Here is a 26180-nt window from a genome sequence, read left to right on the forward strand (position 1 = left end):
TGTAGAACTAAGTAAGTCGGCAATGATAAATCAAACTATGTTAACACCATTTCTTTGTGAAGCTGCATATAATTCACCCCCGATGCCTTGGGGAGACTACAGGGGGTTATTATGTGCATTGTGCATCTTCATACAGAATTGGTATAAGTAATATAAAAATCTTAGAACATACTTGTAGGATACCGTAAAGTGTAATACAAACCTTTAATTCAGGGTACTTCGAGGTATTTTTGTGTGGCTGTCTTTAAATCTATTCTTGGGTAAAGTATATTTACTAATATTTCATACTTATAAAAATACAGCAGATTTCAAGTTAGTGGGGGACATGAACTAAGTCTTAAAACCAGGTATAAAGACTGTTTTGCTTCTGTTAGCGTAGCAGGGCATAGCTCATTATGACTGGAGCTAACGGAAACGTCTCCGGCTCCGCTTCTAAATTCTGAATTCTGCTGTATATTCATTTAGCTTATATTTTCTAAAAGAAATCTAAAATGCCGTTTTTAAGCAATTTTACTGATTTTGCTTCAAACTAAGAATATAGTCAACACAAATTTTCAAACGGAGAAGGTTAATATATGAGTTTGATAGATGGTATATTCCTGACGCTGTTAAATACTGTTGCCTGCCTAGCACTGCCTAAGCTGCTATCTGTAATTCTACATGGCAAAAATCAATACACTGAACCATTGCCATCTGCTTCACAAGATTAAAACTGTGAAGGGGAGTAGGGAGTGGGGAAACTAAGCCGCTTAACATCGGGGAGCCACTGCGGTGGACGGGAAACCCTGCATAAAGCAAGTGGCGTCGGGGTTTCAACAACCCTTGGGATACAAGAATTTTTTTTCTCTTGCGAACGGTAAACGGGTGGTTAGAAACCGCGTCTATACAAACAAAACCCACCTTCGTGGATTTCAAATTCTTTGAGTCCGCGTAGGCGGACTTAGTTTATGTAGCCACGATTTCTAATCGCCTGGTATATTTGCTCCTGAATTCTGTTGGATAAAATTAGGTAATAGAGAAAAATACAATCACTTGCGATTTTCACGCCGCCACTTACTGCGTACTAAGCGAATTTCATCAAAACTATAGCTTTCACCTAGTTGTTCTCGAATTGGCGTTAAAGAGATATCGCCAAGCACTTCTAAAACTTGCCAAATTTTTTGTTGATGTTCCAGAGATACTAACTGATTTAAATCTACCGGCTGATTTTTTTCAATTAAATCTGCCAAATGACGAATAATTGTTGTAGGGCGAATGTTGCGTTTTGTGGCAATTTCATCAACACTCAAACCTTGTTTATGCAATTGGAATGTGAATATTTCTGTGTCGGAAGGTAAGCTAATAGAGGGTGTAAAATTAACCTGTGGTGGATCTAGCAAACCTTTTTCTTGGCGGTAGGCGCGAATTTCTGTGAGAAATTTATCGCCATATTGCGAAAGTTTGTGACTGCCAACTCCCGAAAGTTTACCAAATTCGGTTATTGTTGTAGGCTGTTGCTGTGCCATTAATTTCAGGGTAGAATCCTGAAAGACAACGTAGGGTGGAACGGCTTGTTCATCGGCAAGTTGTTTACGGAGCGATCGCAACCTCTGCATTAATATCTCCGCTTCAACAGCTTTTTCACTGCCTTCTTCCCAATTAATCTTCTGTGCTACCGGAACAGCAAGGGAAACTGTACGCTGTCGCCGCATTACTTCCCAACTCAGAGGGTTAAGCTTCAAAACTGAGTAACCATCGCTAGTCTGTTCTAGCAATCCTTGATGTAAAAGCGATCGCCCCAGCATTCGCCATTCATCCACACTTTTATCTTTGCCAATACCGTAGGTAGAAAGCTGATCGTGTTCATTTTGGACGATTTTCTGGCTTTTTGCCCCTCGCAACACATCAATAATGTACAGCATCCCAAATCTTTCTTTACAACGCGCCACACAAGATAAAAACTTCATGGCTTCAATTGTCCAATCTTGCATTGGTTTGGGATAACGGCAATTATCGCAGTTACCGCAATTTCCTGGAAAACGTTCTCCAAAATAACCTAGCTGAATTGTTCGGCGGCAGACAGTACCTTGAGCATAGTCAATTACTTGACGCAACTGTTGTTTAGCAATCAACTGCTCTTGAGGATCGGTTTTTTGGTCAATACTCCATTCAATAGTTTTAATATCACTAAAACTGAAAAAAAGTGTACAACGTGATGGTTCGCTATCTCTTCCCGCCCGCCCTGATTCTTGATAATAACTTTCCAAATTACGGGGTAAATCAAAGTGAATTACTAGCCTGACATCTGGTTTATTAATGCCCATCCCAAAGGCAATTGTTGCCACCATGACACGCACATCATCTCGAATAAATCGAGTTTGATTGCTGCTGCGTTCTTCATCAGTTAATCCGGCATGATAAGACAAGGCGGCAATCTTATCATTTTGTAATTTAAAGGTAAGTTCATCAACTTTTTTTCGCGTTAGACAATAAATAATTGCTGAACCATCAGTTTCTCGAACTAGTTCTAATAATTCAGCATAAGCAGACTTGCTTTTAGAACGAACTTCATAGTAAAGATTTTGACGGTTAAAGCTAGCAATGTGGATACTGGGTTGCTTTAGCCCTAGTTGTTGGATAATATCAGCACGGACGCGATCGGTTGCTGTGGCGGTGAGGGCAAGGGTAGGAACATCAGGATAACGTTTCCGCAGAGATTTCATCTGCCGGTATTCTGGGCGGAAGTCGTGTCCCCACTCAGAGACGCAGTGGGCTTCGTCAATGGCAAAGGCCGCAATGCCAATTTTTTCCTTGACTAAATCGAGAAATGGGAGAAATCTTTCACTCAACAGACGTTCTGGGGCGACGTAAAGTAATCTCACTTTGCCGCTGAGGATGGCTTCTTCCCGCGATCGCACTTTATAAGGATTCAGACTACTATTTAAAAATGTGGCAGCAATGTTATTATTCCGTAATCCTTCCACTTGGTCTTGCATCAAAGCGATTAATGGCGACACCACCACCGTTAAACCTTTTTTGATCAATGCAGGTAACTGAAAGCACAGAGATTTTCCCCCGCCCGTAGGCATAACAATCAATAAATCTCGATTTTGCAGCGCATCTTCGATAATTTGCCGTTGTCCGGGGCGGAATCTGTCGTAACCGAAGTGATATTTTAGCGCTTGTTCGAGATTGGGGTACTGAAGCATAGCGATCGCTTTTTCGGGGGCGTTCTGCGTGGGTAGTTATTAAAGATATCAGGATTTTAACTCACATCATCGTTAGCTTTAGTCAGACTTGCCTTTCTCTACTATACTTTTTGGCATCAAGCAGACTTTTCAGACTTTTCACAGCGTCCCACTTCCCTTATTAATTGAAGAAGAATGCAGAATTCAGAATCAAGACGCGACTCGAAAATACTCGTTCTAAGCGTACCTCTACAGGGAAGCAAGCTACGCGCAGCGTCTCTAAGAGTTGCCATGCCGCAGGCTTTACGCTGCGCTATCCGCTTTTTCGGTCATAATTCATTCTGAATTCTGACTCCTGAATTCTGTTTGATAACTTGTTTAAATTTAGGTTAATAAAAAGTTATTTATCCTTAACCATTGTTTTATAATGCCCCTTAACTACAGCATCTAGCTCAAGTTATCGCAGATTCAAGGGAAAAATTTGATGAACCAGGGGCAACGTAATCCTAAATTAAGGAGATATTTGACTGAATTAGTTCAGACTTATATTGTGAAAGCTTTACACGCTGTCAGACAATGGCGCGTACAACTAATAGGAAATTGGTTGTATAAGTATTCTTCGTGGGGTGTTGCGTCCCTATTCTTCGTCGGAGTTAGCTTGAGTATCGTGATGGCTGCCTGCTCTCCACCTAATGCCAATAATCCTGCTGGTAATGCTGGTGCAACCTCCCAAAGTGATGTAACTTTAAACTTTGTTTCTTACTCAGTTACTAATGCAGCATATCAGCAGATAATTCCCAAATTTATCGAACAGTGGAAGAAAGAACATAATCAAAATGTCACTTTCAATCAAAGTTATGATGGGTCAGGTTCTCAAACTCTTGCCGTGATTGATGGTAAAGAAGCTGATGTGGTACACCTATCACTTGCCCTTGATATTAATAAACTTGTTCAAGCAGGTTTTATTCAACCAGGGTGGGAAAAAAAAGCGCCTAATGATGCAATTGTTACCAAATCTTTAGATGCGATCGCTATTCGTGAAGGTAATCCCAAAAATATCAAAACTTGGACAGATTTGGCCCGCAATGGCGTAAATGTAGTTACACCCGATCCTAGAACCTCTGGCGGCGCTCGCTGGAATTTCCTTAGTCTCTGGGGTTCTGTGACAAAAACCGGCGGAAATGAAAACCAAGCTATAGACTTTACCTCTAAAGTCTATAATAATGCACCTTTATTACCTAAAACGGCTAGAAATGCCACTGAACTATTCTTCAATGATAATAAAGGTGATGTGCTGCTCAATTACGAAAACGAGATGATTTTGTTAGCAAAAAATGGCCAAAAAATCTCGTATGTTGTGCCTGATGTTAATATCTCCATCGACAATCCTGTTGCTGTTGTAGATAAAAATGTCGATAAACATGGTACTAGAGCAATTGCAGAAGCATTTATCAAATTTCTTTATACCCCAGAGTCGCAACGAGAGTTTACCAAATTAGGATTTCGTCCCGTTGACTTGACTGTTAGCAAAGAAGTGGAAAGCAAATTTCCCAAAATTAAAACTGTTTTCAAAGCTCAAGATTTAGGAGGATGGGACGAGATTCAAAAGAAATTCTTTGATGAAGGTGCAATCTTTGACAAAATTCGAGCGAAAAAGTCTTAGAATTTCCGTTAGGGACTTCCAAATAAAAAAATATCCAATTAACTCTTGTGGGGTGGGCATCTTGCCCGCCCAGTCTATAGGGCGGGCGAGACGCCCACCCCACAATATTGGATAATTTGTAAAAAGTGCATTAGACGTTGGTTGGGTGGAGCGGAGTGCAACCCAACATATATTATCAGGATGTTGGGTTACGCAAAGCCTCCACACAACCTATAACTTTTTCTTTCTTTTACCTTTTTACTTTTTACTTTTGCCTTGTTCATTCACGAGCATCTTGATTCTGAATTCTGAGTTCTGAATTCTTCAACTTATCATCTTCTCTAAAGCTATTTGCAAATCTTTTGTCAAATCGCTCACAGCTTCTTTAACTGCTAGGCGATCGCCCTGACAATTTCGAGAGCGTTCTGTAACTGAAATTGGCTCCCCCACAGTGATTTGTGCCTGTCGCAGACCTAACCGAGGTCGTCCTGGAAGTGTTGTATCTTGAATTCTAGAAAGCATATCGAATACAAGCAAAGCTGTTTCTGCAAACCGTTCCGCCGTTGGTTTTTCTTGAATATAAGTAGCTGTGACTGCAACAAAACTTTCCACTATCCGCATGTGTCGCATTCGCAAGTCTGCTTCCTCGGCAATCCAGTCTGCTAAACCGCGTTTGAAGGGTGCTAAAGCATTAATATCTGGCAAATCTTCTCGGTAAATGTAACTCCAGCCAGCCTCTTCTAAGCGGCGACAACGGTCAATAAAATTACCCTGTCCTTGAACTTCAAAATATTGCTCGGTAACTTGTAAAGCCTTATCTAGTAAATGATGGAGTCGGGCAATTAATACCTGATTAGTATTAGCATCATCAATTGAGATAGTTTTGGGGATGTCTTGATGATAGAAGCGACGATAAAATTCTTCCATCTCGGTAATCAGATATTCAGCCAACCTACAGAGGCGTTGATAGTAAATATCTTCGCGATTACCCGAATCAATTTCCAAAACTTTCAAGCCGCTATCAGCTTCCAACTTATTCAATAGCCAATCTATTTTAGACCAGGGTGGCTCAACGTAACTATATTGGATAGCGATCGGCACAACGATCGCAGTCTCAGTCCGATTAGCTTTTTGTAAATCTTCTACACACCAGAACCCCATTTGAGCAACACCAGGTTCCAAGGGGCTAACAATACCACTATGACCATTAGTACCGCCTTCTGGTGCTACTGCGATCGGTAGTTCGCCATTAGCAAACAATTCCCGTGCATTTTGGATCGCTTGCCGATCTAGTCGCCTACCGCGACGAACCGGCACACCTCCCAGCCGAGAAAACAGCCAACCTAGCCATTTTCCCGCCCAAACTGTCATACCGCGATCGTAAAGAAAATAGCTGTGAACTAAGGATGGTAGTGTAATCCCTTTTTGACGAGCAACTTTTGGCACAATCCGAGAAAGCAAATACAGCATACAGAGGGGATCTTCTACCTCTGGGTGGCGAAATGCTAACAAAAGGCGAATTTTTCCAGCCTGGAATTGTTGATAAAGTTCAGCTAATACCTCAACATTCTTAGCTTCAATTTTGACAATCCCAGCCGGTAGCCAAGGGCGAGTACGAAACCGTAGTGCGATCGGCAATAACCACCTAACAATCTGGAGTACCAGCGGGTTCAACCGTTGGGGAATAAATTTTAGTGGTGGTTGAGTAGACTGAATCGATCTAGGCAAGTCGCTCTCCCGATTGTATTTTTAGCGATTGTACAACGTGGGGTCTAGGTTTTGCGTAAACCCGTAGCCTCTTGTCGTTAAACATTGCAATCCCCATAAGGTCGTTAGGATAAGGCAGGGGGCAGGAGTTATTTCTCCATTACTCATTACTCAACTCAAGAGGGTTTCAGCCTCGTTCATTTTTGTTAACATAAAAAATTAGTTTTAATGTTTAGGAAAATTTCGGAGTAAATAGCCAAATACAGCTAAATTCAACACAAAAACGACTACTTTTATCAGAGATATTCCCCGAATCAATTCATAAATCTCTGGTGGAATACTGATACCGACAAGCACCAATACCAAGACGTGTGCCCAACGCTTTTCGTACCATAAACCAACGGCTTCAATAGCCGTAACAATAGCATAGATTCCTGTTCCAATACCACTAAATGCCAGAGTTCTAGGATCTAAGTTAATAACTTTCCTTAAAAGCCAATCAATAATTATCGATTTACTTTCTAAAACATAGTCGTCTGAAAATGCCTCTAGAGTTTGATAATTTTTTAATGTCAATAATAAAGCGATCGAAGTAACCATAAGCAGCAAGGCGGCAAATGATTTGTAAAGAACAATTGCCACTAACCCCAATGGACGCTTTTCCAAACAACCCCCTAAGTATATTAAATGAAGAGTGCTGAGTTCCAAGTGCTGAGTGCTGAGTTAAAAGACCACGCCACTTGCGGGTGAGGTATCAACCTTCTCTCAATTCCGCCTACAAGGGGCGGGGCTTGTACCAAGTACATAAGTGCTGAGTAGTTTTTTACTTACTCAGCACTCAGGACTGAGTATTGTCAAAAATAAATTAGCTAGCTTTGGATGATGCCAACTTAGACGCTTATTGTAGCAGGAGTTGATGGAAGCATCTCATCTTTGCATATTCGTTAGATAGCTGACGATATGTCATTGCGTTGGCGTAAGCCTTCCAGTAGGGTATGCAATAAAGTGGAATGTACCCCTACGGGGATTTTACTACGCATAGCGTCTCCAAGAGTTGCGATCGCAACCCTTGGGATTGCTGCACTTTACTCGCAATGACAAACCTCGTTTCCAGCTAGAGGCTGAAAACGAGATATATGTCTAAAAGCTTGTTCTAGACTGTCTTTTACCTTCAGTTGACACCTAGCCTACTAGCTACCAATAGAGTGTAGTAACGCTATTTAGCGTCCAACTTGGTTAGAGATATTTTTGCCTGTCTGTGCTGCACTTTCCCCTACATCACTAGCAGTTTTTTGAGCGCCTTCTACATACCCAGATCCGAATTGTTTAAAGGCTTCTGCTGATTCTTCACCAATTTTTTGAAGTCGTTTTCCAGGAGAACCTTCCGTTTCACGAGCTTCTTTATTCCACTCACCTATTGTTTTTGGTCTTTGAGAATCATCTTGCTGTACCTGTTCGCGAACTCTTTCACCTAAGGCTTTGTCGTTATGCTCATAACCAACATTCGTTGTCAGCATTACAAAACCAGCTAGGACAACAGCCAACAAACTTTTTATCTGAAGTCCTTTAACCAGGGAACTGATGTGACTAATCATCCGAGAAATCAAATTTGTCATGCCAATTATCTTGTTTTTTGAAGTACAAATAAACATTAACTATAAAAAAGTGATTATCCTTCTAACAAAAGGCATATCTCAGTTATGAAAAGTATTAGATGAGACTATGCCAACATCTGAGAACAAATTAACTAAACCAAACCATATAGTTTCTGTATGTTAACCATTTCCATATATTGTTTGATTTTGACATCTCCCAAGGGAGAGAAATTGGTGTAATTACTTTTGCTACTATACAAAACTACAGCCAATAACTCAAAATCGGTTTGTGGTTGACTCGATTGCTCTATCCCATCCTGGCTAACAAATCAAAGCGATTTTCATCAACCTGGTGAAAGGGCGATAACTAGGCAAAAATGCTGATTTTCTGTTGGAATAAGGCTTTAAAGACCATTGAGAATAATTGAGGATGCAAGAAAACGGTTGAGATTAGCATAAATCTCCAAAATTCATCCGAAAAAAGCATTTATCTGCTTAATAATAGCTTTCTCAGAAGTCTTACTCTTGGTTTATAAATCAGGCTTGAGATTCCTTCAACTGCTAAATGTAGCACCAAATACATTTTTAATGCTACATTTGGTTTTAAATACAGGTAGAAGTAAAAAAACATATATCTTTAGTTGTAGAAGTTATCTATTTTAAGACATAGATGCTTTATGGACAATTTCTAAAGAGTTACTAATAAAAATCAATAGTCACATGACTTTTAGCTAGTACGCTGTGATGGAATTTTGCCTACCTTTAACAAGTTGCTCGATCGACTTGTCTGTTAATTGAGATGGTAGCTGTATTTCTGCTGTACTAGAGGCGTTGTTTATCTGACTGAGTAGGTTTATATCGTAATCCCTAGATATTAGAAGGGCTTACAGACGAAAAACTACTCGACATTTTTCCTTAATATGAGAACTGCTTCAGGTGGAAAGCCAAAGGATGAAATACTGGATAACGAAATTAGCAATCTGTATAGTATTACTGTATGGCTTGTTGCTATCAACTGATTACGCAGAAGCAAACGAACTTCCAAATATTTCTCATCCTGATATAGAGCAAATAAATGCACGCCCAGAAGTTGAAAACTTAGCGAGTCCTGACAATAATCTGACTGAGATTAAAAAGGAAGATTATTGCCGATTTAATGGCATTGTGAATAGGATTGATAAACTAGAGGGACTCTTCACACTTTATTGTAGTGAGGATTCAGGCAAAATCTATTTAGAACTTAAACCAGAGCAGCTAAATAAAGACTATCTAGCGATAGTAACATTGGAATCTGGCATTGGAGAAAGTGGGATTTATAGTGGATTACCTCTTTCAGATTTTATCTTCTACTTCCAACGCGTAAACAATAGATTGCATTTTGTTGTGCGAAATGTTAAATTCCGTACAGAAAGTAGAGCAGAACAGCGATCGCTTGCTCGTTCATTTAGCGATTCCGTTCTTTATTCACTCCAAATAGCTACTATCGATCCAAAGAATGAAAATATTCTGATCGAACTGAATGAACTGCTAATGCAGGATTTTCCGGGATTAACTCCCCTATTGAAATATTCTTTGCAGGCTGATTATCACTTAGATGCACGCAAATCATATTTTGGTGATGTTAACAGCTTCCCGGAAAACGTAGAGATTGATTCTATTTATGGTTTTTCATCACTAGAAGGATCGAATTTAGTTAGCGTACCCGATAGCAGAGCGCTGACTCTGAAGGTACACTACAGTTTTTCTCAACTGAGAGAAAACAATGGTTATATCCCCAGACTTGCCGATGACAGAGTGGGATATTTTATTACTGCTTTCCAAAATTTCTCTAATAAGAATCCTCACGAATCATTTGTACGTTATATCAATCGCTGGTATCTAGAACCATCCGATCCTAACGCCCCTTTATCTCCACCCAAAAAGCCAATTGTATATTGGATTGAAAATGCTGTACCCCTAGAGTACCGCGATGCGATTCGTGAAGGCGTTTTGATGTGGAACAAAGCATTTGAAAAAGCCGGATTTCAAAATGCCATTGAAGTGCAGCAAATGCCAGATGATGCTGATTGGAAACCAGCTGATGTACATTACAACACTATTCGCTGGTTAAATTCTTTAGATGCAGGTTTTGCTAGAGGGCCGATGCGCGTCAACCCATTCACTGGGGAAATATTGGATGCAGATATCATTGTGGATGCCAATATGGTGCGTTTAGTTCAGCAAGAATATCACGCACTAATGGAAGTTAATTCATCACTAGGAACAAACCCATGTCAAGAAAATGCAGGAGAACATGAAAACGCGAGGAAACTCGTGGATAGATTCTTTGCGTCATCTCCCACTGCTCTTTTTTCCTCTGAGTTCTGCTATGGTGTAGAGTCTTCAAATCAGGCAGCTATGGGGGCGCTGGCGTTGTTAGTTTTGCCAAATGCTACACCCAGTAGTGAAACAATGAAGGAGTATGTGCATCAATATTTGCGTTCGATAATTGCTCACGAAGTCGGGCATACTCTGGGTTTGCGCCACAACTTTCATGGCAGCACCATGTTAACGCCTGAAGAATTAAATAATACTGAAATCACTCACACTAAAGGTTTAGTGGGTTCGGTGATGGACTATCTGCCTGTGAATATAGCACCGCAGGGAGTACAGCAAGGTGACTATTTCCCCAGAGTTGTTGGCCCTTATGACGAATGGGCTATTGAGTATGGTTATAAAAGAAACCCATCAGCAGCGCTTGAGGCGATTATTCCAGAATCAGAAAAAAGTTTTTTAGATCAAATTGTACTAGCGTCACCTCAACCAGAATTATCTTACGCAACTGATCGGGATATCTGGGATATCAATCCTTTGGCAAATGTCTGGGATATGAGTAGTGATGTGCTGGTTTATTCGCAGTGGCAAATGGATAATGCTCGTTTTATGTGGCAGCGTCTTGACAAGCGTTATCTATCGAAAGAAGAAAGCTATAGTAATCTACGTTTGAAATTCAATCGAGTACTTAAATATTATTTTCGGAACGCTACTTTACTTTCTAAATACATTGGTGGACAATCGTTTCAGCGTCTTCATACTAATGATGATGTTGCTTGGACGTTTGTACCAGTTTCACTTTTAAAACAACGTCAGGCGTTGACAAAGTTGCAAGAATATGTATTCGCTGAGAATGCTTTCAGCTTTTCACCCCAATTGCTGAATCAACTAGCACCGTCGCGCTGGGAACATTGGGGTAGTCCTGTACCTAACAACCGCCTTGATTATCCAATTCACGATCGCATTCTGAGTTTCCAAAGTGCGATATTGCGATCGCTATTAGACAGCGATCGCCTAAATCGGTTACAAGATATAGAATTAAAAACTCTGCCTGGGCAAGCTCTTTCCATTCCAGAACTATTAGACACTCTGCAAACAGGCATCTGGACAGAAGTTTTAACCCCAGGAGAATTAAAGCCAATTTCTAGCATCCGCCGTTCATTGCAACGAGAATATCTAAATATTTTGCTCCAGATGATGTTGGGTGTTACCAATACACCTGAAGATGGGCGGACATTGGCTTGGCATGAATTGCGCCAACTGCAAAAAGCCATTGATGTCAGACTCAAACAAATTGGTGAAAGCCCTGATGTTTACACCTTAGCCCACTTAGAAGCTTCTGGCGATCGCATCACTAAAGCATTAAACTCGCAGTTACTCTCTAAGTAGCAACAGGGAGCAGGGGGCAGGAGTTGTTTGTCCTTCATCTCCATTACTCATTACTCATTACTCATCACTCATTACTCATTACTCATTACTCATTACTCATTACTCACTAAATATACATAGCAAAGTAGTCCTCATAAATTTCAGTATTGGTTGATAGCGTTTGTTCTACTTTTTCACGATCTAAATCGATCGCCAAAGTTGTGCCATTGCTTAGACTTCCTTCCGGTATGAAATCGCCACAGTATTCATTGGCGGGTACGGCTTCGTTCATCTTTTTGGGATAGCTCAAACCTAGATGGCTCATAATGGCAATAAATTGATCGCGGGTGCGATTGGCAAATCGGGGATTGAGGCGTTTTTCTTCGCCAATAGTGGAAACAGTTCGCCCTTTGTAGTCATGGGCGGGATAAACTTGGGTTTCCTCTGGGAGAGTAAATAACTGTTGCGTAACTGTATCGTACAGAGTACCCGCATCGCCCGATTGAAAGTCTGTGCGTCCACAGCCGCGAATCAATAAGGCATCCCCCGTTAACAGATGGGTATTGTTGACTAAATAAGCTAGATGGCTGTCGGTGTGCCCTGGTGTTGCGATCGCCTCAATTTGCACCGCCCCCACAATTAAGGTTTCGCGATCGCCAAGGGAGTTATCCGCAGACTTAGCAGTGGCATTTTGGGGCACTATTACCTGACAACCTGTTTGCTGTCTCAGTTTACCAGCACCAGTGATATGGTCAGCATGGATGTGAGTTTCCAAACAGTAGCGAAGACTCAACCCCAAGTCATCCAGTACTTGTAAATCGCGGTCAACCTGCTCCAATACTGTATCTACCAGCACCGCATCTTTTGTCTTACTGTCCGCAATCAGATAAGTGTAAGTGCTGGATTCTGGGTCAAAAAATTGGCGAAACAATAGCGTTGACTGGGGTATAGCGGCTCGAAGGTCGCCTGCATCTTGTTCAGTGGCGCGAGAAATGGGCGAAACGGTACGTACCCGAACTGGTAGCGACTGCAACACCGTTGCTGCCAATACCTGAGCTTGTTCGCGCAGTTCGGGGACAGCGATCGTTTCCCACAAATTGCCTTTGCGTGGCGTGCCTAAGGTATAAAATAGGCTTGAACGTTTGCCCTGAGCATCTAATACAGCACCATCAGGGGCAGTATCCAAACCCAAGCCGATATCGTTGGGGCGGATCAATCCTTGGGTGCGTAAATTAGCAATTAGGGATTGGGGCGATCGCTGATAATTTGCCTGTACTCCGGTGCAATTTACTACGCGGCTAACTTGCAAGACCTGATTCGCTTGCGTTTGGCGTTGGCGAACGGTTACAGCCACCGCGTTAGGTGTTGTTTGATAATCCTGAATCCGTCCGGCGGTAATAGTTAGTTGCCCAGAATCCAGCATTGCCTGGACAACCTTACCAATATCGGGGGCAATTCGATGCCGATGCACATCCCAATAGGGGGTAGCATGGCGCAAAAGCCGTTTTTGCTCCACGCGGGGCAGTTGTTGCCAGAGTTGTTGAGTGATGGGACGCAGGGAATCAATTACCGATCGCCAGTTGTAGCCTTGCACTGTCGCCGTCTGCACCTCACGGCGAATGCGCCGCAGCAAGCCCCGAACTGTTTTCGGCGCGGTATCTGGGGTCAAAAAGGCGGGGTAGGGTTTAGTCGATTGATGCGGTAGCGGAAACAAGCCCCGGCGAGACACGGCATAAATTTTGCCCCGATGGTTGCGACTGTGGAGTGACACCACCATATCCACCATCGTCAGTCCAGTGCCAATTAGCAATACAGCTGCATCCGGCTCAATCTCTGCCAAGGCCTCGGCTGACCAAGCATGACGCAGGTAGGGAGTGTCATTATCCTCAGAGGATTGCGATCCAGGAGGGGCGGAAGGTGCATTTCCCAGAGCCAATACAATTTTGTCTGCCACGAAAGTGCGGCTGCTACTCAGAGAGACGATCGCACCTTTGGCTTGTGGCTCCACTGCCACCACTTCATCAATAACGCGCTCCAATCGGACGTTACTTGATGCCGTGGCTTCAGCTTCTTCCAAAATCGACTGGATATAAAGCCCGAATATCTGACGGGGAATAAAGCTGCTGGCGTTCAGATCGCTGGGCAGAAATGCCGCCAACTCACTGCGGTTATAGTTTAACCAGCGCAGCAGATGACTCGGATCGTCAGGAAAGGCACTCATCTTGCCTGCGGATACATTCAGCAAATGGCTGATGGTGTCCGTGCTGTAGGCGACTCCCTTGCCAATGTCGTGACTGCGCTCAATCAGTTTAATCAACAAGGGGCGGTTGGCATTTTTTAATAAGTGAGCCGCTACTAGAGAACCACTAAAGCCAGCGCCAACGAGGGCGATCGTGGTGGTTGAAGGATGTGCTATCAGGACATTAGAATGCATCACAGTGCTAAATAGAGTGTATGGTAACTATTTTCTCAATTAATTTAAATACTATATACCTATCGGTTTTTTGGTGTATTATTCCAATGGTTGTTTATTTTAACTTGACCATGAAAATGTGTCCTAAGGAATAAGAATTAAATAACATATAATTTATTTCCCTGGTTTACCTCGCCCTCAATCCCTCTACTTATAAAGGAGAGGGAAGCTGGAGACAGGATGAAGGAAACTTTGTATCTTATTTAATCCACGTTCCTAACTCTTAAAGATATCGCTGCAATAGACCAATAAAAACTTCTGGAATTTCCAAATGAGGTAATATCCCGGCATCTGCGATCGCAGAAAAATCTCGAATTGCCCTGGGATTTAAATTTGCCAAGCGTTGCCCTAATTTGATGTTAGTAAATTGTGCTTTCTCTCCCCAAAAAATGACAGTGGGAATTGTCAGTTGTTGAAGATATAAACTCAAGTCAAAGTAAAGATCGCCCCGCAAAAAAGCTAAGGCGGCAAATTTGGCATTAGGCTGTTGTGCAGAAGTTAAATAAGCCTGTACAATCTCTGGGGATAGTCGTTGTGACTTAGCAAAGAGAAAACTTTCTAAAAAATTGCGGACTGCAATTTCATTTTCAGCCCCAAGCATATAAATAAAATTGTCCAACAGAGGCGTATTGATTACCGAAAGCGGAAGTCTGCGTCCAGCACCCTCTCCAAAATCATCAAATCCAGAGGGGGAAACTAAAAACAGTGCTTTAAATAAATTGGGTTGAACAATCGCGAGGCGGATCGCAAAAGCGGCTGTGAGAGACGAGGCTATCACCGTCACAGGCTGGCGACAAGTTTGGATGATAAACTCTGCGATCGTGCTGAGATAATCCCTAATTTTATAATCCCGGACTGGATGGGCCGATTCTCCCCAACCGATGAGATCGGGGGCTAAAATGCGGTAATTAGAAGCAAAAGCTGGGTAAACTTTAGACCATTCATAAGCAGACGCGCCACCACCAAAGTTATGGAGAAACAGTAGTGGGGGTAAATCTTCAGTGTCAGCAATCGCCCAAGGTACATTTGTTTGGGTATAGTAAACCATTGCCCCCAAGGATGTATGGATGATTTTATGTCCAAAGCCAGGAGGTTGAAACTGAAGCATAAAATTAAAAAGTTTAGTTTAGTTTTATTTACATACAGCCAAGGTAACTAATAATTCATCCTTGCTTTTTCTCGGCATCTCCTGTGATTTGCACAAGTTGATGGAGGTTATCACCACTAATATGATAAGCTCCCCCAAAACCAACTACAAAACGACCTTCACTTGGGGTTAGCCGAAAAATCCGAAAGTCAGACAAGCCTCGCAAAACCTCGATAATTTCACCAAACCGCTCTTGAAATTGCTCAACAAGTTGATTCCACTTATCAGTTTCACGCTCGATCAAAGTTGCCGTAGAATCAAAACTCAAACGACGACGGGCAAAAATTAGATTACTCTTGGCTTCATCCTCGATAAACAAGACACTAACATGAGGATTGGCATAGAGATTTTTGGTATGAATCGAAAGACCACTGACGTAAATGTAGATATTTTTGGAATCATCCATTACAAAGGGAGCATAACTAGCATTGGGTATTGCCTGTGCGCTCACGGTGCTAATGATGACACTTTCAAAAGCTTCAGAAAACTTTTCGTACTCAGCTTGAATGTTTTCAAGTTGACTCATAAGTAAATTACCGCTAGGAACACCTAATTAAGTATCCTAACGTGATTGAGCAATGTCTACGATCCAGAGAATGTCCAAAAAATAAAAGCGATCGCTCCCTTTAACTAAAGAGCGATCACTAATTTTTCGATTCGAGAATCCAGCTTAAGCTGCAACAGGTTCCAACAATTTGATGTCAGAAAAGATAAATTCCTGAGTAGAAAATTCTCCTGCTGTCTCGGTACGAATCTCCCGACGATTTAGAATGAAATAGTCACCAACTTTTTCATACTCATCAATAAATTCGCTTCTTCCGCCCTTTTGTTCGCCAGTTTTGGGATCATGGTACACAGAGTCATAGCGGTGGGACAGGTAGCCTTCTCCAGTGTCGTGACTGCTAAAGGTGTCAATCGTCACAAAAGTTCCGTGGATTAGACGGTGAACATGGCAGACTTCATTATTGCGGACTTTGTATTTATCGCCCTCAGCCTTACCACCCATTAAAAGCTCAACTGCACCAGTTTCGTCAGTTTTACCATAGCTAAAAGTATTGGCGCTGTGGGTATCTTCAAAGCTGCGGCGGACGCGGTGAATTGCGATCTCCCAAGCTTGGCCATGAATTGCTTTCTGGGCTGACTCATCATCTACATCCAAAACTTCGGCTTTCAGATTGGCAGTGATGATAACTTTGCCTGTAAACACTTGCTCGTCATGCTTAAAGGTAATATTTGCGGTATAACCGGGAAAATTCTTGTCCCAAGTATAGCGGTTTTCATAAGCAGCCCGGAAAAGTTCCTGAGCAGAGAGTTGTGTAACTGTCATGTGCTTCTCCTAGTCGCTACTGTAATTAGCGTTTTAGTTTCCTTGGTATTAGCATAGAAGTAATTGTTGAGGCTTGGATAGTCCCCAACTGGGTACACTTATGGCTAATTCTCTACACGCTGTATTTCATGCGATCGCCAATGTCCAGAATGAGCAAGAGTTAAGACTCGCTCTCACGGATAAAATTAGCGAGCATTTTGGCGTGCAAAATTGGGGTATTTATCTCCTAGATGAGCAGCCAACCACTGAGATTAATCTTTCAGGCATTCCGGCTGTATGCTTAGAAAGCAATCCAGTAGGGCGCTACGTGGTTGAGCGTCATGCTCCCGCCCACGAACAGCTATTATTATCACCAGGAGACTGGAAGCATTTTTGTTCGCGTTCCGATCACGAACACGTCATGACTGGGCCAATTGTTTGCGATGGTCGTCTTGTCGGCACTCTTAACTTAGCTCGTGACAAGGGAAATCCGGCATTTAATGGCAACGATTTAGCTGACTTGAGCGCTTTATGTATTCATTTGTCAGCAAAAATGGCAACCCTACGCACAAAACCCAAAATATTCAATTCTCTTTTAGTAAATCCTTTAACAGCGCGTGAGTTAGAAATTGCCGATTTGGTGGCGCAAGGGTTAACGAATGCAGAAATAGGGGAAAAACTCTGGATTACGCAAAATTCCGTCAAACAAGCCTTAAAAAGGATGTTTCGGAAATTGAAGGTTTCGGCACGTGCAGAAATGGTGGCAAAGCTACAAGATATACAAGTTTCATAAATATATGGCAATGAGTATGGAATTTAATCATTCGTAGTGAAACCCAACAAAAACCCTCGATATTTCCGAAACCCTTTTACGGTGACTTGTACTCAGAGAGATCGCCGACTTATTGAAAAAGTCGGCATCTAAGCCTTGTGGTATTTGCAAATCAAATAGGATTGCTATAAGATTGGTGAGCTAATTTAAATAAAAACTTTTGTTTTTGACAGTTTTATTTTTTGGACAATAGTAATATAAGTCGTGAATAAAGTCTTTAACAATTAAGACTTAGTGACAATTTAAGTAAGTTCTAGAGAACTTAGTTAGTTTTTTAACAGGAGAAGTAGGGTGCTTAACAACCTTCATCAGTTATTATCTCCCCGTAAGTGGGCAATTTCCCTCGCGGGCTTAGGCTTACTTCTCGGTTTGGGCTTTATAGCCAAGCAGACTCAAGTAATATCATTTACAGATTCTCGATTGTCATCGGCTCAGATTAACAAAACCTCTGAAAACTCTCTTTTGTCGCAGTTGAGGAAAGTTCGAGAGCAAAGAAGTCAACTTCATGCGGCTTCTGGCGAGAGAGAGGGTTTTTTCCATCAGAGCGGAAAAACAGTACCTACAATTACAGCGCTGGTTCCGGGCGATCAGGGTACTACAAAAAGTGCAGGAGTTTTACCAAAAGCAAATTTTCCTGCAAAAGATGGAATTTACCTGTATGGGCAATCCCCAAAACCAAACCAGCTTGGTCAAGGTTATATCATATTCCAAAAGCAGCAGGACAAGGTAACGGGTGCTTTATATATGCCCCAATCAGAGTTTAATTGTTTTCAGGGTACAATCAACCCATCAGGAGAATTGGCAATGACGGTTAATACTTCGTCAAATGAAGCCAACTCTAATCAATCGAATCAGGTAGCTACAAGCAGTAGACTGCCCAAAATTAATGATGATGAGTCAAATTCTTATGCTTACTCACTGGCTCTGCAAGACTTTTATCGGTTAAATTCTATCACTGCTAGCGATCGCCGCACGTTGCAAATGTGCCGATGAATAATGAGTTTTTGACAGCAACCTGAAATGGTACAGATCCCTGCTAAAGCCCTGACTCTAAGTGAATTCCTGGATCTGCCAGAGACAGAACCGGCTAGTGAATACATTCATGGGCAGATCATCCAAAAACCGATGCCGCAAGGAGAACACAGCGCCATTCAGACCGAGTTAGCACCTGCAATTAACTTGGTTGTCAAACCCAAACAAATTGCACGAGCATTCTGTGAGCTTCGCTGTACTTTTGGCGAACGTTCAATTGTGCCTGACATTTCTGTGTTTACGTGGGATAGAATTCCCCGTAAAGAAAATGGTGGGATTGCTAACGTCTTCTCAATTGCCCCAGATTGGACAATTGAAATTCTGTCTCCCGATCAAAGTCAAACTAAAGTTACCAAAAATATTCTGCATTGCCTGAAGTATGGAACTCAGATGGGATGGCTGATTGATCCTAAAGAACAATCTGTGTTTGTCTACTTACCAGATCAACCAACCGCTTTTTACGAAGAACTAGGAACACAGTTACCAGTGCCAGAATTTGCTAAAGATTTCAGCCTGACAGTAGAAGGTTTATTTAGCTGGTTAATGGAGTGATTGTAGTTCATTATATCTTTAGAGTAGCCTAATAAACCTCTCTACTCATAAATAATGTATAATGTAATGTATACATTATATACAACCTAAATTGTGTCGAGCAAAATTCGTAAGCAGATTTATATTGAACCACGTCAAGAGTATCTACTAAAGGCGATCGCTCAACAAGCGGGTGTAAGTGAAGCAGAGATTATTCGCCAAGCTATTGATCTTCATCTTGGTAAAATAACTCCACCTCAAAGCAATCTTGCAATGTGGGAAACCGAAAGAGAATTTATTGACCAAATCAAAACTCGACCTGCTCAACTTGGAGGTCGGGATTGGCAGCGTGAAGACCTTTATGAACGGTAGGGTTTTACTAGATACTAATATTCTCGTTCACATTTACGACCCACTAGATACTGCAAAACAGGAACGAGCAATCGCAATTACTGACCAATTGATTCGTTCTGGAAAGGCAGTAATTAGTACCCAGGTGTTAGGAGAGTTTTTTATGGCCACAACCCGGACTCGGCGTTTGCTGTTAACTCCTGCTGAAGCACTGGTACGAATGCGTAACTATTTAGCTGCTTGCCATATTGTTGATATTACACGACTCATTTCCTTAGAAGCAATTCGCGGTGTGGAAACCCATCACTTCAGTTTTTGGGACGCGCAAATTTGGGCAACGGCGCGACTCAACCAAATTGAAGAAATTTATACTGAAGACTTCGCATCAGGTGCAACGGTTGAAGGCGTGCGGTTTACAAATCCTTTTATAGATTGAAAAAGATTCCCAACTTATTAAATGAGTTGGGAATCGCAGCCTTGGCGATATTTACAAAAACCTGCATTTAAAGGTGCAGGGCGTTGATTTTAAATCAGTCCAAAATTACTTGCCGTTGCCGTTACCACCATTGCCATTGCTGTGAATGACGCGTTCGGCAAGCTTTTCCGGGACTTCCTGCAAATGGTCATATTCCCAGTGGAAGAAACCAACGCCCAAGGTGAGCGATCGCAGCTCTACAATAAAATTTTGCATCTCTGCTTGTGGCAAGTATGCTGAGACATTATCCCAGCCTTGCCAATCGTTTCTCCCCTCGTAGCCTAAAATTTGCCCCCGTCTACCACTCAACAATTGCAGCACTTTGGAAGTAAATTCGCTCGGTGTTGTCACTTCCACCCGCAGAATTGGTTCTAATAACGTAGGTTCTGCTTGAGGTATCCCCGTTTGCATTGCCAATCGGGCAGCTTGTTTAAAGGCTTGTTCGGAACTGTCAACGTTGTGATACGAACCATTTGTTAAAGTTACGGACAAATCTACTATTGGGAAACCCAAAGGCCCATGTGTGAGAAATTCCCGCACGCCCATTTCTACGCCAGGAATGTACTGTTTAGGAACCACACCGCCGACAATGGTTTCATTAAAGTTAAAACCTGTACCGCGTGGTAAAGGCTTGATTTCGAGAAAAACATCACCAAACTGTCCGTGACCACCGCTTTGATGTTTGTAGCGTCCATGAACTGAAGCCACTGTTTTGCGGATGGTTTCTTTGTAAGGCACTTGCGGTAAGTGGGTTGTCATCGGCAAGTTATATTTGCGGCGCAGTCTGTCTAGGGTGACTTGCAAATGAATCTCGCCTTGACCCCACAAGATAACTTCGTGCGTGTCGCCGTGTTGTTCCCAAGCAAGTGAAGAGTCTTCTTCTAATAACTTGGTAATAGCACTGCTGAGTTTAACTTCATCGTTGCGCTTTTCTGGGGTAATGGCGAGGGCATAGACAGGTTCCAACTGTACAGCTTTGGGTAATTCTATCGCCGATTGCTGTTCTGTGGAGATTGTATCCCCTGTCTTAATTCCTTCTAAACGACTCAATGCGACAATTTCACCAGCAGAAACTTCATTAACGAACTGCTGTTGTTGCCCCATGAGACGGTAAATTCCACCAGTGCGGATGCCATTGAGAACAATGCCATCAGTTAATTTGCCCCGCCAAACACGCACTAGAGAGAGTTTGCCACCTTGGGGAGTGTAGAAAGTTTTTAATACCTGCGCTAAAGCTGTATCGCCTTTTAAGTTTTTTAAGCGGCGTTCTGCTGTAGTTTCTGGTTCGGGGGCTTCCCGTAACAAGGCTTCTAATAAAGGTCTAACACCATAATCTTGTTCCGCCACACCAAAGAAAACGGGCACTACTAAATCTGCCCCTAATTCCATTTTTAAATCTTTGATGATTTCTTCTTGGGATGGTTCGATGTCTTCTAAAAGTTCTTCGAGTAAATGGTCGTCAAAATTTGCTAAGGCTTCGAGCATTTCTGCCCGTGCTGTATGTTCTTCTTCTTTTAAACTTGCGGGGAAGGGAATAGGGTCAGCAGGTGCGCCTGGATGATATTGATATGCCTGTTCGCTCACCATATCAATAAAACCGGTGAGTTGTTCACCATTCATGATGGGATATTGATGCGCTACTAGGGGACGGCTAGATACTGCTTTCAGGGCGTGTAACGTTTCCAAAACGTGAATATTTGCCCGATCCATTTTGTTGACGAAAACGAGGTGGGGAATTTCCCAATCGTCCAGGAATTTAAATAGAGGGGCGAGGGTGAGGACTCGTTCGCGGATGGGTTCGCAAACTACAATTGCTGCATCGACTCCGATTAAAGCATTGTATGTTTCTTGGGCAAATTCTACGCTTCCTGGACAGTCAATAAAAGTGAAGCGAATGCCGTTATACTCGGTGCTAGCGGCGCTGACTTCTACACTCATCTGGCGATCGCGCGACTCGGCTGCACTATCTCCTACTGTATTGCTGTCCTTAATATTGCCTTTGCGAGAAATTGCCCCTGTGACAAATAACAAGCTTTCTAGTAAAGTGGTTTTTCCACTTAAATAAGGCCCGACAATTGCAACATTCCGCGAACCCGATTTTACTTTTTCGTTCATAAAACCTCCCTTGCGGTAAGTCTTTTATAACCGCATTATTCCGTAGATATCAAGGGATAAAAAATGGTTCTCTGGAGTCAAAATTACCCCTTCTTTAATTTGTTATTATGCTCCTTTTAATCGAAAGTTAAAAAAATTGTAGCCTGTCGTAAGATTTAGCTTAAGAAAAGTTAAGCATCAAAAATTTTTATGCTGAATCAAAAACTTTTGTAAAAAACTTTTTATGAAGTAAATTTAACTGAAAGTGTTGCGAGTCAGAAAATCAATGAGATTATTATTCTTTAAATATCGCATAGCAGGGTTAGTAAGTTTGATGCTGATTATGAGTATTTCCTTCCCCTCTCTTGCTCTATCTCCTCCTGTCGCCTCAAAGTTGGCACAATCTAATGCTAAAACTGCTGTAGACTGGTTAAACCAAGGCTTACAAGCAATTCAGGCGGGAAAGGTACAAGATGCGATCGCCGCCTTTAAACAAGCAGCTAAATTAGATCCGACATTAGCACCAGCATACTATAACTTAGGGCTAGCATACCGACAAACGGGACAATTGCAACCCGCTGCCGATGCCTTTTATCGAGCGACGCAAGCCGATCCAAAATTTGCTCCAGCTTTTGCTAATTTAGGCGGTGCGTTGTTAGAAGGCAATAATTTAAAGTTAGCTAGCGATTATTTGCAACGAGCGTTGGAACTCGATCCCAAACTCGGATTTGCCCACTATAACTTGGGATTGGTACGAGAACAGCAGCGAGATTGTGAGCGAGCGATCGCATCTTTTAAAAAAGCCATAGAATATAGCAAAAATGCACCAGAACCTCCTTACCATATAGGGATGTGTTATCTCCAAAAAGGTAACCTAGAACAAGCCAGAAGTGCCTTTAATCAGGCAGTAAAAATTAATCCAAAGTATCCAGAAGCTTACTACAATCTCGGCTCAATTTTGTTTCAACAAAATAAATTACAAGAGGCATTAGAGGCTTTTAGAAAATCAGCAGAAGCTAACTCTAATTATCCTAATGCTTATTATGGTGCAGGGTTAGTTTTTATGCAGTTAAAGCAATATAGCGATGCAGTACAAGTCTTGAAATTTGCTAGAGATTTATACAATGCTCAGAAGAATCCTCAGTGGGCGAAAAATGCCGAGCAATTGTTGCAACAAGTACAAAATTTAAATTACCAACCTCGCTGAGGCGGAAAAATTTAATATTGCATAACATAAAACTATTGGGTTGACTCGCTGGTGTTGTCTGAACTAGTCCAGATTGGAAAGAAACGTACATGCAAAAGCGCCAGAAAAGTCGATTTTTATTTAGTGATCGCTGGCTTGATCGGCAATCAATTGTTCGCAATATGGAAGCTTTTCAAGACTTAATTGTGATTGTTTTGTGTTTGGGTTTGTTCGCCGTCATGCTAATCCAATTGTGGGGGATAGCTATCGCCCTCACGCAGCCACTAGACTATAAACATGTGACTGCAAAAATACTATTTGTGTTGATTTTAGTCGAGTTATTCCGACTATTAATGGTCTATTTGCAAGAACATAGTATCTCTGTAGGAGTGGCAGTTGAGGTAACAATTGTATCTCTATTGCGAGAGGTAGTAGTTCACGGAGCGCTAGAAATTTATTGGGTTAATACGCTTGCAATTTGTGGTTTGTTGTTTGTTCTGGGTGGACTACTCGTGGTGTGTGCAAAAACGCCACACATGGATTGTATGAGCCATGACACTAAGTTTTGTCCGGTTGTGTATAGAGGAGGTAGAGAACGGCAAAATGAGTTGGAATTACAGTATTCACGTCAATGTGATGAGAAGCAACCACTTGGATAAACTTCTATGAGAATGGGGAGTGTGGGAGACACGATTAATCGCGTTTCTACTGGGGAATGATGAAAAAGTATTTTCCTGCTCTCCACTCCTTTGCTAAAGGCTATATCAGCAACTTGGATGGATCGAAAATCTAAAATGGTATAACTTACTTTTGCAAGGTACTTCCGACGTATTGAAATATACTCTTTTTGGAAGATGAATCGCTCTTTAAGGGTAAGTATAAAGTTAATTGGAAATTTTAACAGAGGTTCAAGCAATGGCTGCAAATGTAACATGGTAAGATGTAACCCAGGTTTTGAAGTGCGTTGGCTACACCTACGCACTTGCTAATTACATTAGACGCAAGCAGCGTCCACTATCAACCAGACTGATTCTGGACTGCTTGCTGTACTTGCACCACTGTCAAATCGAGAGCCACCGCCACTTGTTCCACACTCAACCCTAATGCCAACAACCGAGGAATAGCTTCTAACTTAGCTTCCTGGCGACCTTCCTGGCGACCTTCCTGGCGACCTTCCTGGCGACCTTCCTGGCGACCTTCCTGGCGACCTTCTTCTAAGCCATCTTTTAGGATTGATTGATACATCCTTGTTTTTTTGAATTCGTCATCTATACCCAACATTTCTGCTAACTCCTCTCGGCTTAACCGGGTAAATTTGTACAACAGAATAGTCTCTATCAATTCTACAATTTGCTTGGTGGTTGCTTCATCTGTCAGTTGTTGCTTTGCTTGTAAAATTAATTCTCTACCTTTATCAATGGCTGTCTCTTCCCTTTCGATAATTAATTTAACGATCGCAACTTGCAGTGAGTCCTCTCTCGTATCCAATTCATCTAGATAAATGCGTTGCACTTGTGAACTGTCTAGAAGCAACTCATACGGTAGGCGATCGCTTGGATCTAAACTCCTTTGCGGATAGATAACTACAGCACGCCAAAAATTGACTGATTCATTTTGACGCAAGTAAGTAAAGATTTCAGCAAAGAAGCGTCTATAAAAAGTTGAGTCTAATTGAAACTGTATTTCAACAAAGTAAAGTGGCTGGTTTGTAGTTTCACTTGTGGGGATAAATACCCCATCAATCCTAAAAGCATTTTCTTTTACTTCAACTGAAACAAATTTGTAGGCGTTTGCATTAATAGTATTATCGCCAATGATTGCAAAAAATATGCTAGGAAAAGCTTGAAATAAGCTATAAAATATTTTGTCAGTTTTCACCTGGATTTAATAAAGCAAAAATTGGATATTGAAAGTCTATCAAAAATTGTGTAGACGCGTCTGATTCAGGATTAAAAAAAGCAGATGGAACCATCTGCTTTCATAAAAGATTTATTATCTTATTTACTTGGATACCAACTGATTAACTGGAGCAACCCCAGCTAAATCTAAAATTGGCGCGATCGCATCTTCCCGCTTCACCGCCATAACATGAACCCCTTGACACAATTGCCGCACTATTTGCACTTGCTCGGCGGCAATTTTTATCCCTTCCTCAAAAGGGTCTTTGGCTTTTGCCAATCTATCAATAATATGTTGGGGAATATTTACACCTGGAACACATCTATTAATAAACTGGGCATTTTTGGCCGATTTCAACAGAAAAATTCCTGCCAAAATTGGTTTTTTATAGCCAGTGGCAATCGTATTCATAAACTTTTCTAGCAAGTCAAAATCAGTAATCAACTGACTTTGGAAAAACTGCGCTCCGGCTTCAATTTTGCGTTCAAATCGACTTTGCAAACCCGACCAACTTTTACATTGCGGATCTACTGCTGCACCAACAAATAAATCTAACGCTCCATCAGTTAAAGGTTTCTCATTAAAATCAACACCTTGATTCATCTTCCGAATCAATTGCAGCAGTCGCACAGCTTCTAAGTCAAACACTGCTTTAGCATCTGGATGATCGCCTGCTTTTACTGTGTCGCCAGTCAAAGCTAAAATATTACGAATGCCCAAAGCATGAGCGCCCATTAAATCAGCTTGTAAACCGATGCGGTTGCGATCGCGGCAAGCAATTTGACAAATCGGCTCTATGCCGTTTTGTGATAAGATCGCCGACGCGATTAACGAAGACATCCGTAACACGGCGCGGCTACCATCAGTAACATTGACGGCATGAACCCTCCCCTTAAGAGTCGCCGCCATTTGAATCATGTGCGTTGGATCTCCCCCTTTCGGCGGTGCTACCTCAGCAGTAACTAGAAACTCACCTGCTTGTACAGCTCTCTGGAAAGCCGTGGGGCTATGGGTGTGATGCATAAAATTAAGAATCTCAATTTCTTAAATGGTATAGCAAAT

General features: G+C 41.9%; 21 protein-coding genes. 10 read left to right on the forward strand and 11 right to left on the reverse strand.

Annotated features, from left to right (window positions below; all coding sequences use genetic code 11):
- Positions 1-575 precede the first annotated feature (575 nt).
- Positions 576-710: a hypothetical protein gene (locus V7L31_RS31325; RefSeq protein WP_334699839.1), complete on the forward strand. Its 135-nt coding sequence runs from the start codon at positions 576-578 to the stop codon at positions 708-710.
- A gap of 318 nt (positions 711-1028) precedes the next feature.
- On the opposite strand, the gene recQ is transcribed toward V7L31_RS31325, so the two are convergent.
- A complete protein-coding gene (gene recQ / locus V7L31_RS31330; RefSeq protein ID WP_334699840.1) occupies positions 1029-3188 on the reverse strand; it encodes a DNA helicase RecQ in 2160 nt (719 codons plus the stop codon).
- 463 nt (positions 3189-3651) lie between these two features.
- Between recQ and V7L31_RS31335 the strand changes: the two genes are divergently transcribed.
- Positions 3652-4830, forward strand: a complete 1179-nt coding sequence (locus V7L31_RS31335) for a sulfate ABC transporter substrate-binding protein (protein WP_334699841.1) — start codon at positions 3652-3654, stop codon at positions 4828-4830.
- A gap of 303 nt (positions 4831-5133) precedes the next feature.
- On the opposite strand, the gene V7L31_RS31340 is transcribed toward V7L31_RS31335, so the two are convergent.
- The 3 genes from V7L31_RS31340 to V7L31_RS31350 form a co-directional block, all read right to left on the reverse strand.
- Positions 5134-6537, reverse strand: coding sequence for a lysophospholipid acyltransferase family protein (locus V7L31_RS31340; protein ID WP_334699842.1), 1404 nt, complete (start codon positions 6535-6537; stop codon positions 5134-5136).
- A gap of 204 nt (positions 6538-6741) precedes the next feature.
- Complete coding sequence (locus tag V7L31_RS31345) at positions 6742-7182, reverse strand: DUF2127 domain-containing protein (protein WP_334699843.1); 441 nt, start codon at positions 7180-7182, stop codon at positions 6742-6744.
- A gap of 554 nt (positions 7183-7736) precedes the next feature.
- Entirely contained in the window at positions 7737-8132 is a 396-nt protein-coding gene (locus V7L31_RS31350; RefSeq protein ID WP_334699844.1) for a hypothetical protein, read from the reverse strand.
- A gap of 930 nt (positions 8133-9062) precedes the next feature.
- Here V7L31_RS31350 and V7L31_RS31355 point away from each other — a divergent pair.
- On the forward strand, positions 9063-11813 hold the full coding sequence (locus V7L31_RS31355; protein ID WP_334699845.1) for a zinc-dependent metalloprotease: 2751 nt from the start codon (positions 9063-9065) through the stop codon (positions 11811-11813).
- Between the two features lie 106 nt (positions 11814-11919).
- On the opposite strand, the gene V7L31_RS31360 is transcribed toward V7L31_RS31355, so the two are convergent.
- The 4 genes from V7L31_RS31360 to V7L31_RS31375 all read right to left on the reverse strand — a co-directional run bounded on the left by V7L31_RS31360 (position 11920) and on the right by V7L31_RS31375 (position 16739).
- The gene (locus V7L31_RS31360) at positions 11920-14226 is read right to left on the reverse strand and encodes an FAD/NAD(P)-binding protein (RefSeq protein ID WP_334699846.1); all 2307 of its coding nucleotides are present in this window, start codon (positions 14224-14226) and stop codon (positions 11920-11922) included.
- Between the two features lie 262 nt (positions 14227-14488).
- Positions 14489-15373, reverse strand: a complete 885-nt coding sequence (locus V7L31_RS31365) for an alpha/beta fold hydrolase (RefSeq protein ID WP_334699847.1) — start codon at positions 15371-15373, stop codon at positions 14489-14491.
- Between the two features lie 55 nt (positions 15374-15428).
- Entirely contained in the window at positions 15429-15938 is a 510-nt protein-coding gene (locus tag V7L31_RS31370; RefSeq protein WP_334699848.1) for a HugZ family pyridoxamine 5'-phosphate oxidase, read from the reverse strand.
- 144 nt (positions 15939-16082) lie between these two features.
- Entirely contained in the window at positions 16083-16739 is a 657-nt protein-coding gene (locus V7L31_RS31375; protein WP_334699849.1) for a DUF3386 domain-containing protein, read from the reverse strand.
- A gap of 100 nt (positions 16740-16839) precedes the next feature.
- Here V7L31_RS31375 and V7L31_RS31380 point away from each other — a divergent pair, with 100 nt between their 5' ends.
- The 5 genes from V7L31_RS31380 to V7L31_RS31400 all read left to right on the forward strand — a co-directional run bounded on the left by V7L31_RS31380 (position 16840) and on the right by V7L31_RS31400 (position 19900).
- On the forward strand, positions 16840-17511 hold the full coding sequence (locus V7L31_RS31380) for a LuxR C-terminal-related transcriptional regulator (protein ID WP_334699850.1): 672 nt from the start codon (positions 16840-16842) through the stop codon (positions 17509-17511).
- A 330-nt stretch (positions 17512-17841) separates the two neighbouring features.
- Positions 17842-18543 (forward strand): hypothetical protein, encoded by a 702-nt coding sequence (locus tag V7L31_RS31385; RefSeq protein WP_334699851.1) that lies wholly within the window; start codon positions 17842-17844, stop codon positions 18541-18543.
- 27 nt (positions 18544-18570) lie between these two features.
- Entirely contained in the window at positions 18571-19134 is a 564-nt protein-coding gene (locus tag V7L31_RS31390; protein WP_334699852.1) for a Uma2 family endonuclease, read from the forward strand.
- Between the two features lie 93 nt (positions 19135-19227).
- A complete protein-coding gene (locus tag V7L31_RS31395) occupies positions 19228-19485 on the forward strand; it encodes a ribbon-helix-helix domain-containing protein (protein WP_334699853.1) in 258 nt (85 codons plus the stop codon).
- Positions 19475-19900, forward strand: a complete 426-nt coding sequence (locus V7L31_RS31400) for a PIN domain-containing protein (RefSeq protein ID WP_334699854.1) — start codon at positions 19475-19477, stop codon at positions 19898-19900. The genes V7L31_RS31395 and V7L31_RS31400 overlap by 11 nt, the downstream gene beginning before the upstream one ends.
- A gap of 105 nt (positions 19901-20005) precedes the next feature.
- Here V7L31_RS31400 and V7L31_RS31405 read toward each other — a convergent pair whose 3' ends face one another.
- Complete coding sequence (locus V7L31_RS31405; RefSeq protein ID WP_334699855.1) at positions 20006-22054, reverse strand: elongation factor G; 2049 nt, start codon at positions 22052-22054, stop codon at positions 20006-20008.
- A gap of 265 nt (positions 22055-22319) precedes the next feature.
- On the opposite strand from V7L31_RS31405, the gene V7L31_RS31410 reads away from it, so the two are divergent.
- Positions 22320-23240 (forward strand): tetratricopeptide repeat protein, encoded by a 921-nt coding sequence (locus V7L31_RS31410; protein ID WP_334699856.1) that lies wholly within the window; start codon positions 22320-22322, stop codon positions 23238-23240.
- Positions 23241-23329: 89 nt separating this feature from the next.
- Positions 23330-23878, forward strand: coding sequence for a phosphate-starvation-inducible PsiE family protein (locus V7L31_RS31415; RefSeq protein WP_334699857.1), 549 nt, complete (start codon positions 23330-23332; stop codon positions 23876-23878).
- A 358-nt stretch (positions 23879-24236) separates the two neighbouring features.
- Here V7L31_RS31415 and V7L31_RS31420 read toward each other — a convergent pair whose 3' ends face one another.
- Entirely contained in the window at positions 24237-25097 is an 861-nt protein-coding gene (locus tag V7L31_RS31420; protein ID WP_334699858.1) for an Rpn family recombination-promoting nuclease/putative transposase, read from the reverse strand.
- 123 nt (positions 25098-25220) lie between these two features.
- Positions 25221-26141, reverse strand: a complete 921-nt coding sequence (locus V7L31_RS31425; RefSeq protein ID WP_334699859.1) for a methylenetetrahydrofolate reductase — start codon at positions 26139-26141, stop codon at positions 25221-25223.
- Positions 26142-26180: the final 39 nt, after the last annotated feature.

It is taken from the genome of Nostoc sp. (assembly GCF_036916655.1).
In the GTDB taxonomy this organism is placed as follows: Bacteria; Cyanobacteriota; Cyanobacteriia; order Cyanobacteriales; family Nostocaceae; genus Nostoc.

Excerpts from the sequence above, each read along its gene's own strand:
- V7L31_RS31325 (WP_334699839.1), top strand. The coding sequence starts at position 576 with ATGAGTTTGATAGATGGTATATTCCTGACGCTGTTAAATACTGTTGCC.
- recQ (WP_334699840.1), bottom strand. The coding sequence starts at position 3,188 with ATGCTTCAGTACCCCAATCTCGAACAAGCGCTAAAATATCACTTCGGT.
- V7L31_RS31335 (WP_334699841.1), top strand. The coding sequence starts at position 3,652 with ATGAACCAGGGGCAACGTAATCCTAAATTAAGGAGATATTTGACTGAA.
- V7L31_RS31350 (WP_334699844.1), bottom strand. The coding sequence starts at position 8,132 with ATGACAAATTTGATTTCTCGGATGATTAGTCACATCAGTTCCCTGGTT.
- V7L31_RS31355 (WP_334699845.1), top strand. The coding sequence starts at position 9,063 with ATGAAATACTGGATAACGAAATTAGCAATCTGTATAGTATTACTGTAT.
- V7L31_RS31360 (WP_334699846.1), bottom strand. The coding sequence starts at position 14,226 with ATGCATTCTAATGTCCTGATAGCACATCCTTCAACCACCACGATCGCC.
- V7L31_RS31365 (WP_334699847.1), bottom strand. The coding sequence starts at position 15,373 with ATGCTTCAGTTTCAACCTCCTGGCTTTGGACATAAAATCATCCATACA.
- V7L31_RS31370 (WP_334699848.1), bottom strand. The coding sequence starts at position 15,938 with ATGAGTCAACTTGAAAACATTCAAGCTGAGTACGAAAAGTTTTCTGAA.
- V7L31_RS31375 (WP_334699849.1), bottom strand. The coding sequence starts at position 16,739 with ATGACAGTTACACAACTCTCTGCTCAGGAACTTTTCCGGGCTGCTTAT.
- V7L31_RS31380 (WP_334699850.1), top strand. The coding sequence starts at position 16,840 with ATGGCTAATTCTCTACACGCTGTATTTCATGCGATCGCCAATGTCCAG.
- V7L31_RS31390 (WP_334699852.1), top strand. The coding sequence starts at position 18,571 with ATGGTACAGATCCCTGCTAAAGCCCTGACTCTAAGTGAATTCCTGGAT.
- V7L31_RS31400 (WP_334699854.1), top strand. The coding sequence starts at position 19,475 with ATGAACGGTAGGGTTTTACTAGATACTAATATTCTCGTTCACATTTAC.
- V7L31_RS31405 (WP_334699855.1), bottom strand. The coding sequence starts at position 22,054 with ATGAACGAAAAAGTAAAATCGGGTTCGCGGAATGTTGCAATTGTCGGG.
- V7L31_RS31410 (WP_334699856.1), top strand. The coding sequence starts at position 22,320 with ATGAGATTATTATTCTTTAAATATCGCATAGCAGGGTTAGTAAGTTTG.
- V7L31_RS31415 (WP_334699857.1), top strand. The coding sequence starts at position 23,330 with ATGCAAAAGCGCCAGAAAAGTCGATTTTTATTTAGTGATCGCTGGCTT.
- V7L31_RS31425 (WP_334699859.1), bottom strand. The coding sequence starts at position 26,141 with ATGCATCACACCCATAGCCCCACGGCTTTCCAGAGAGCTGTACAAGCA.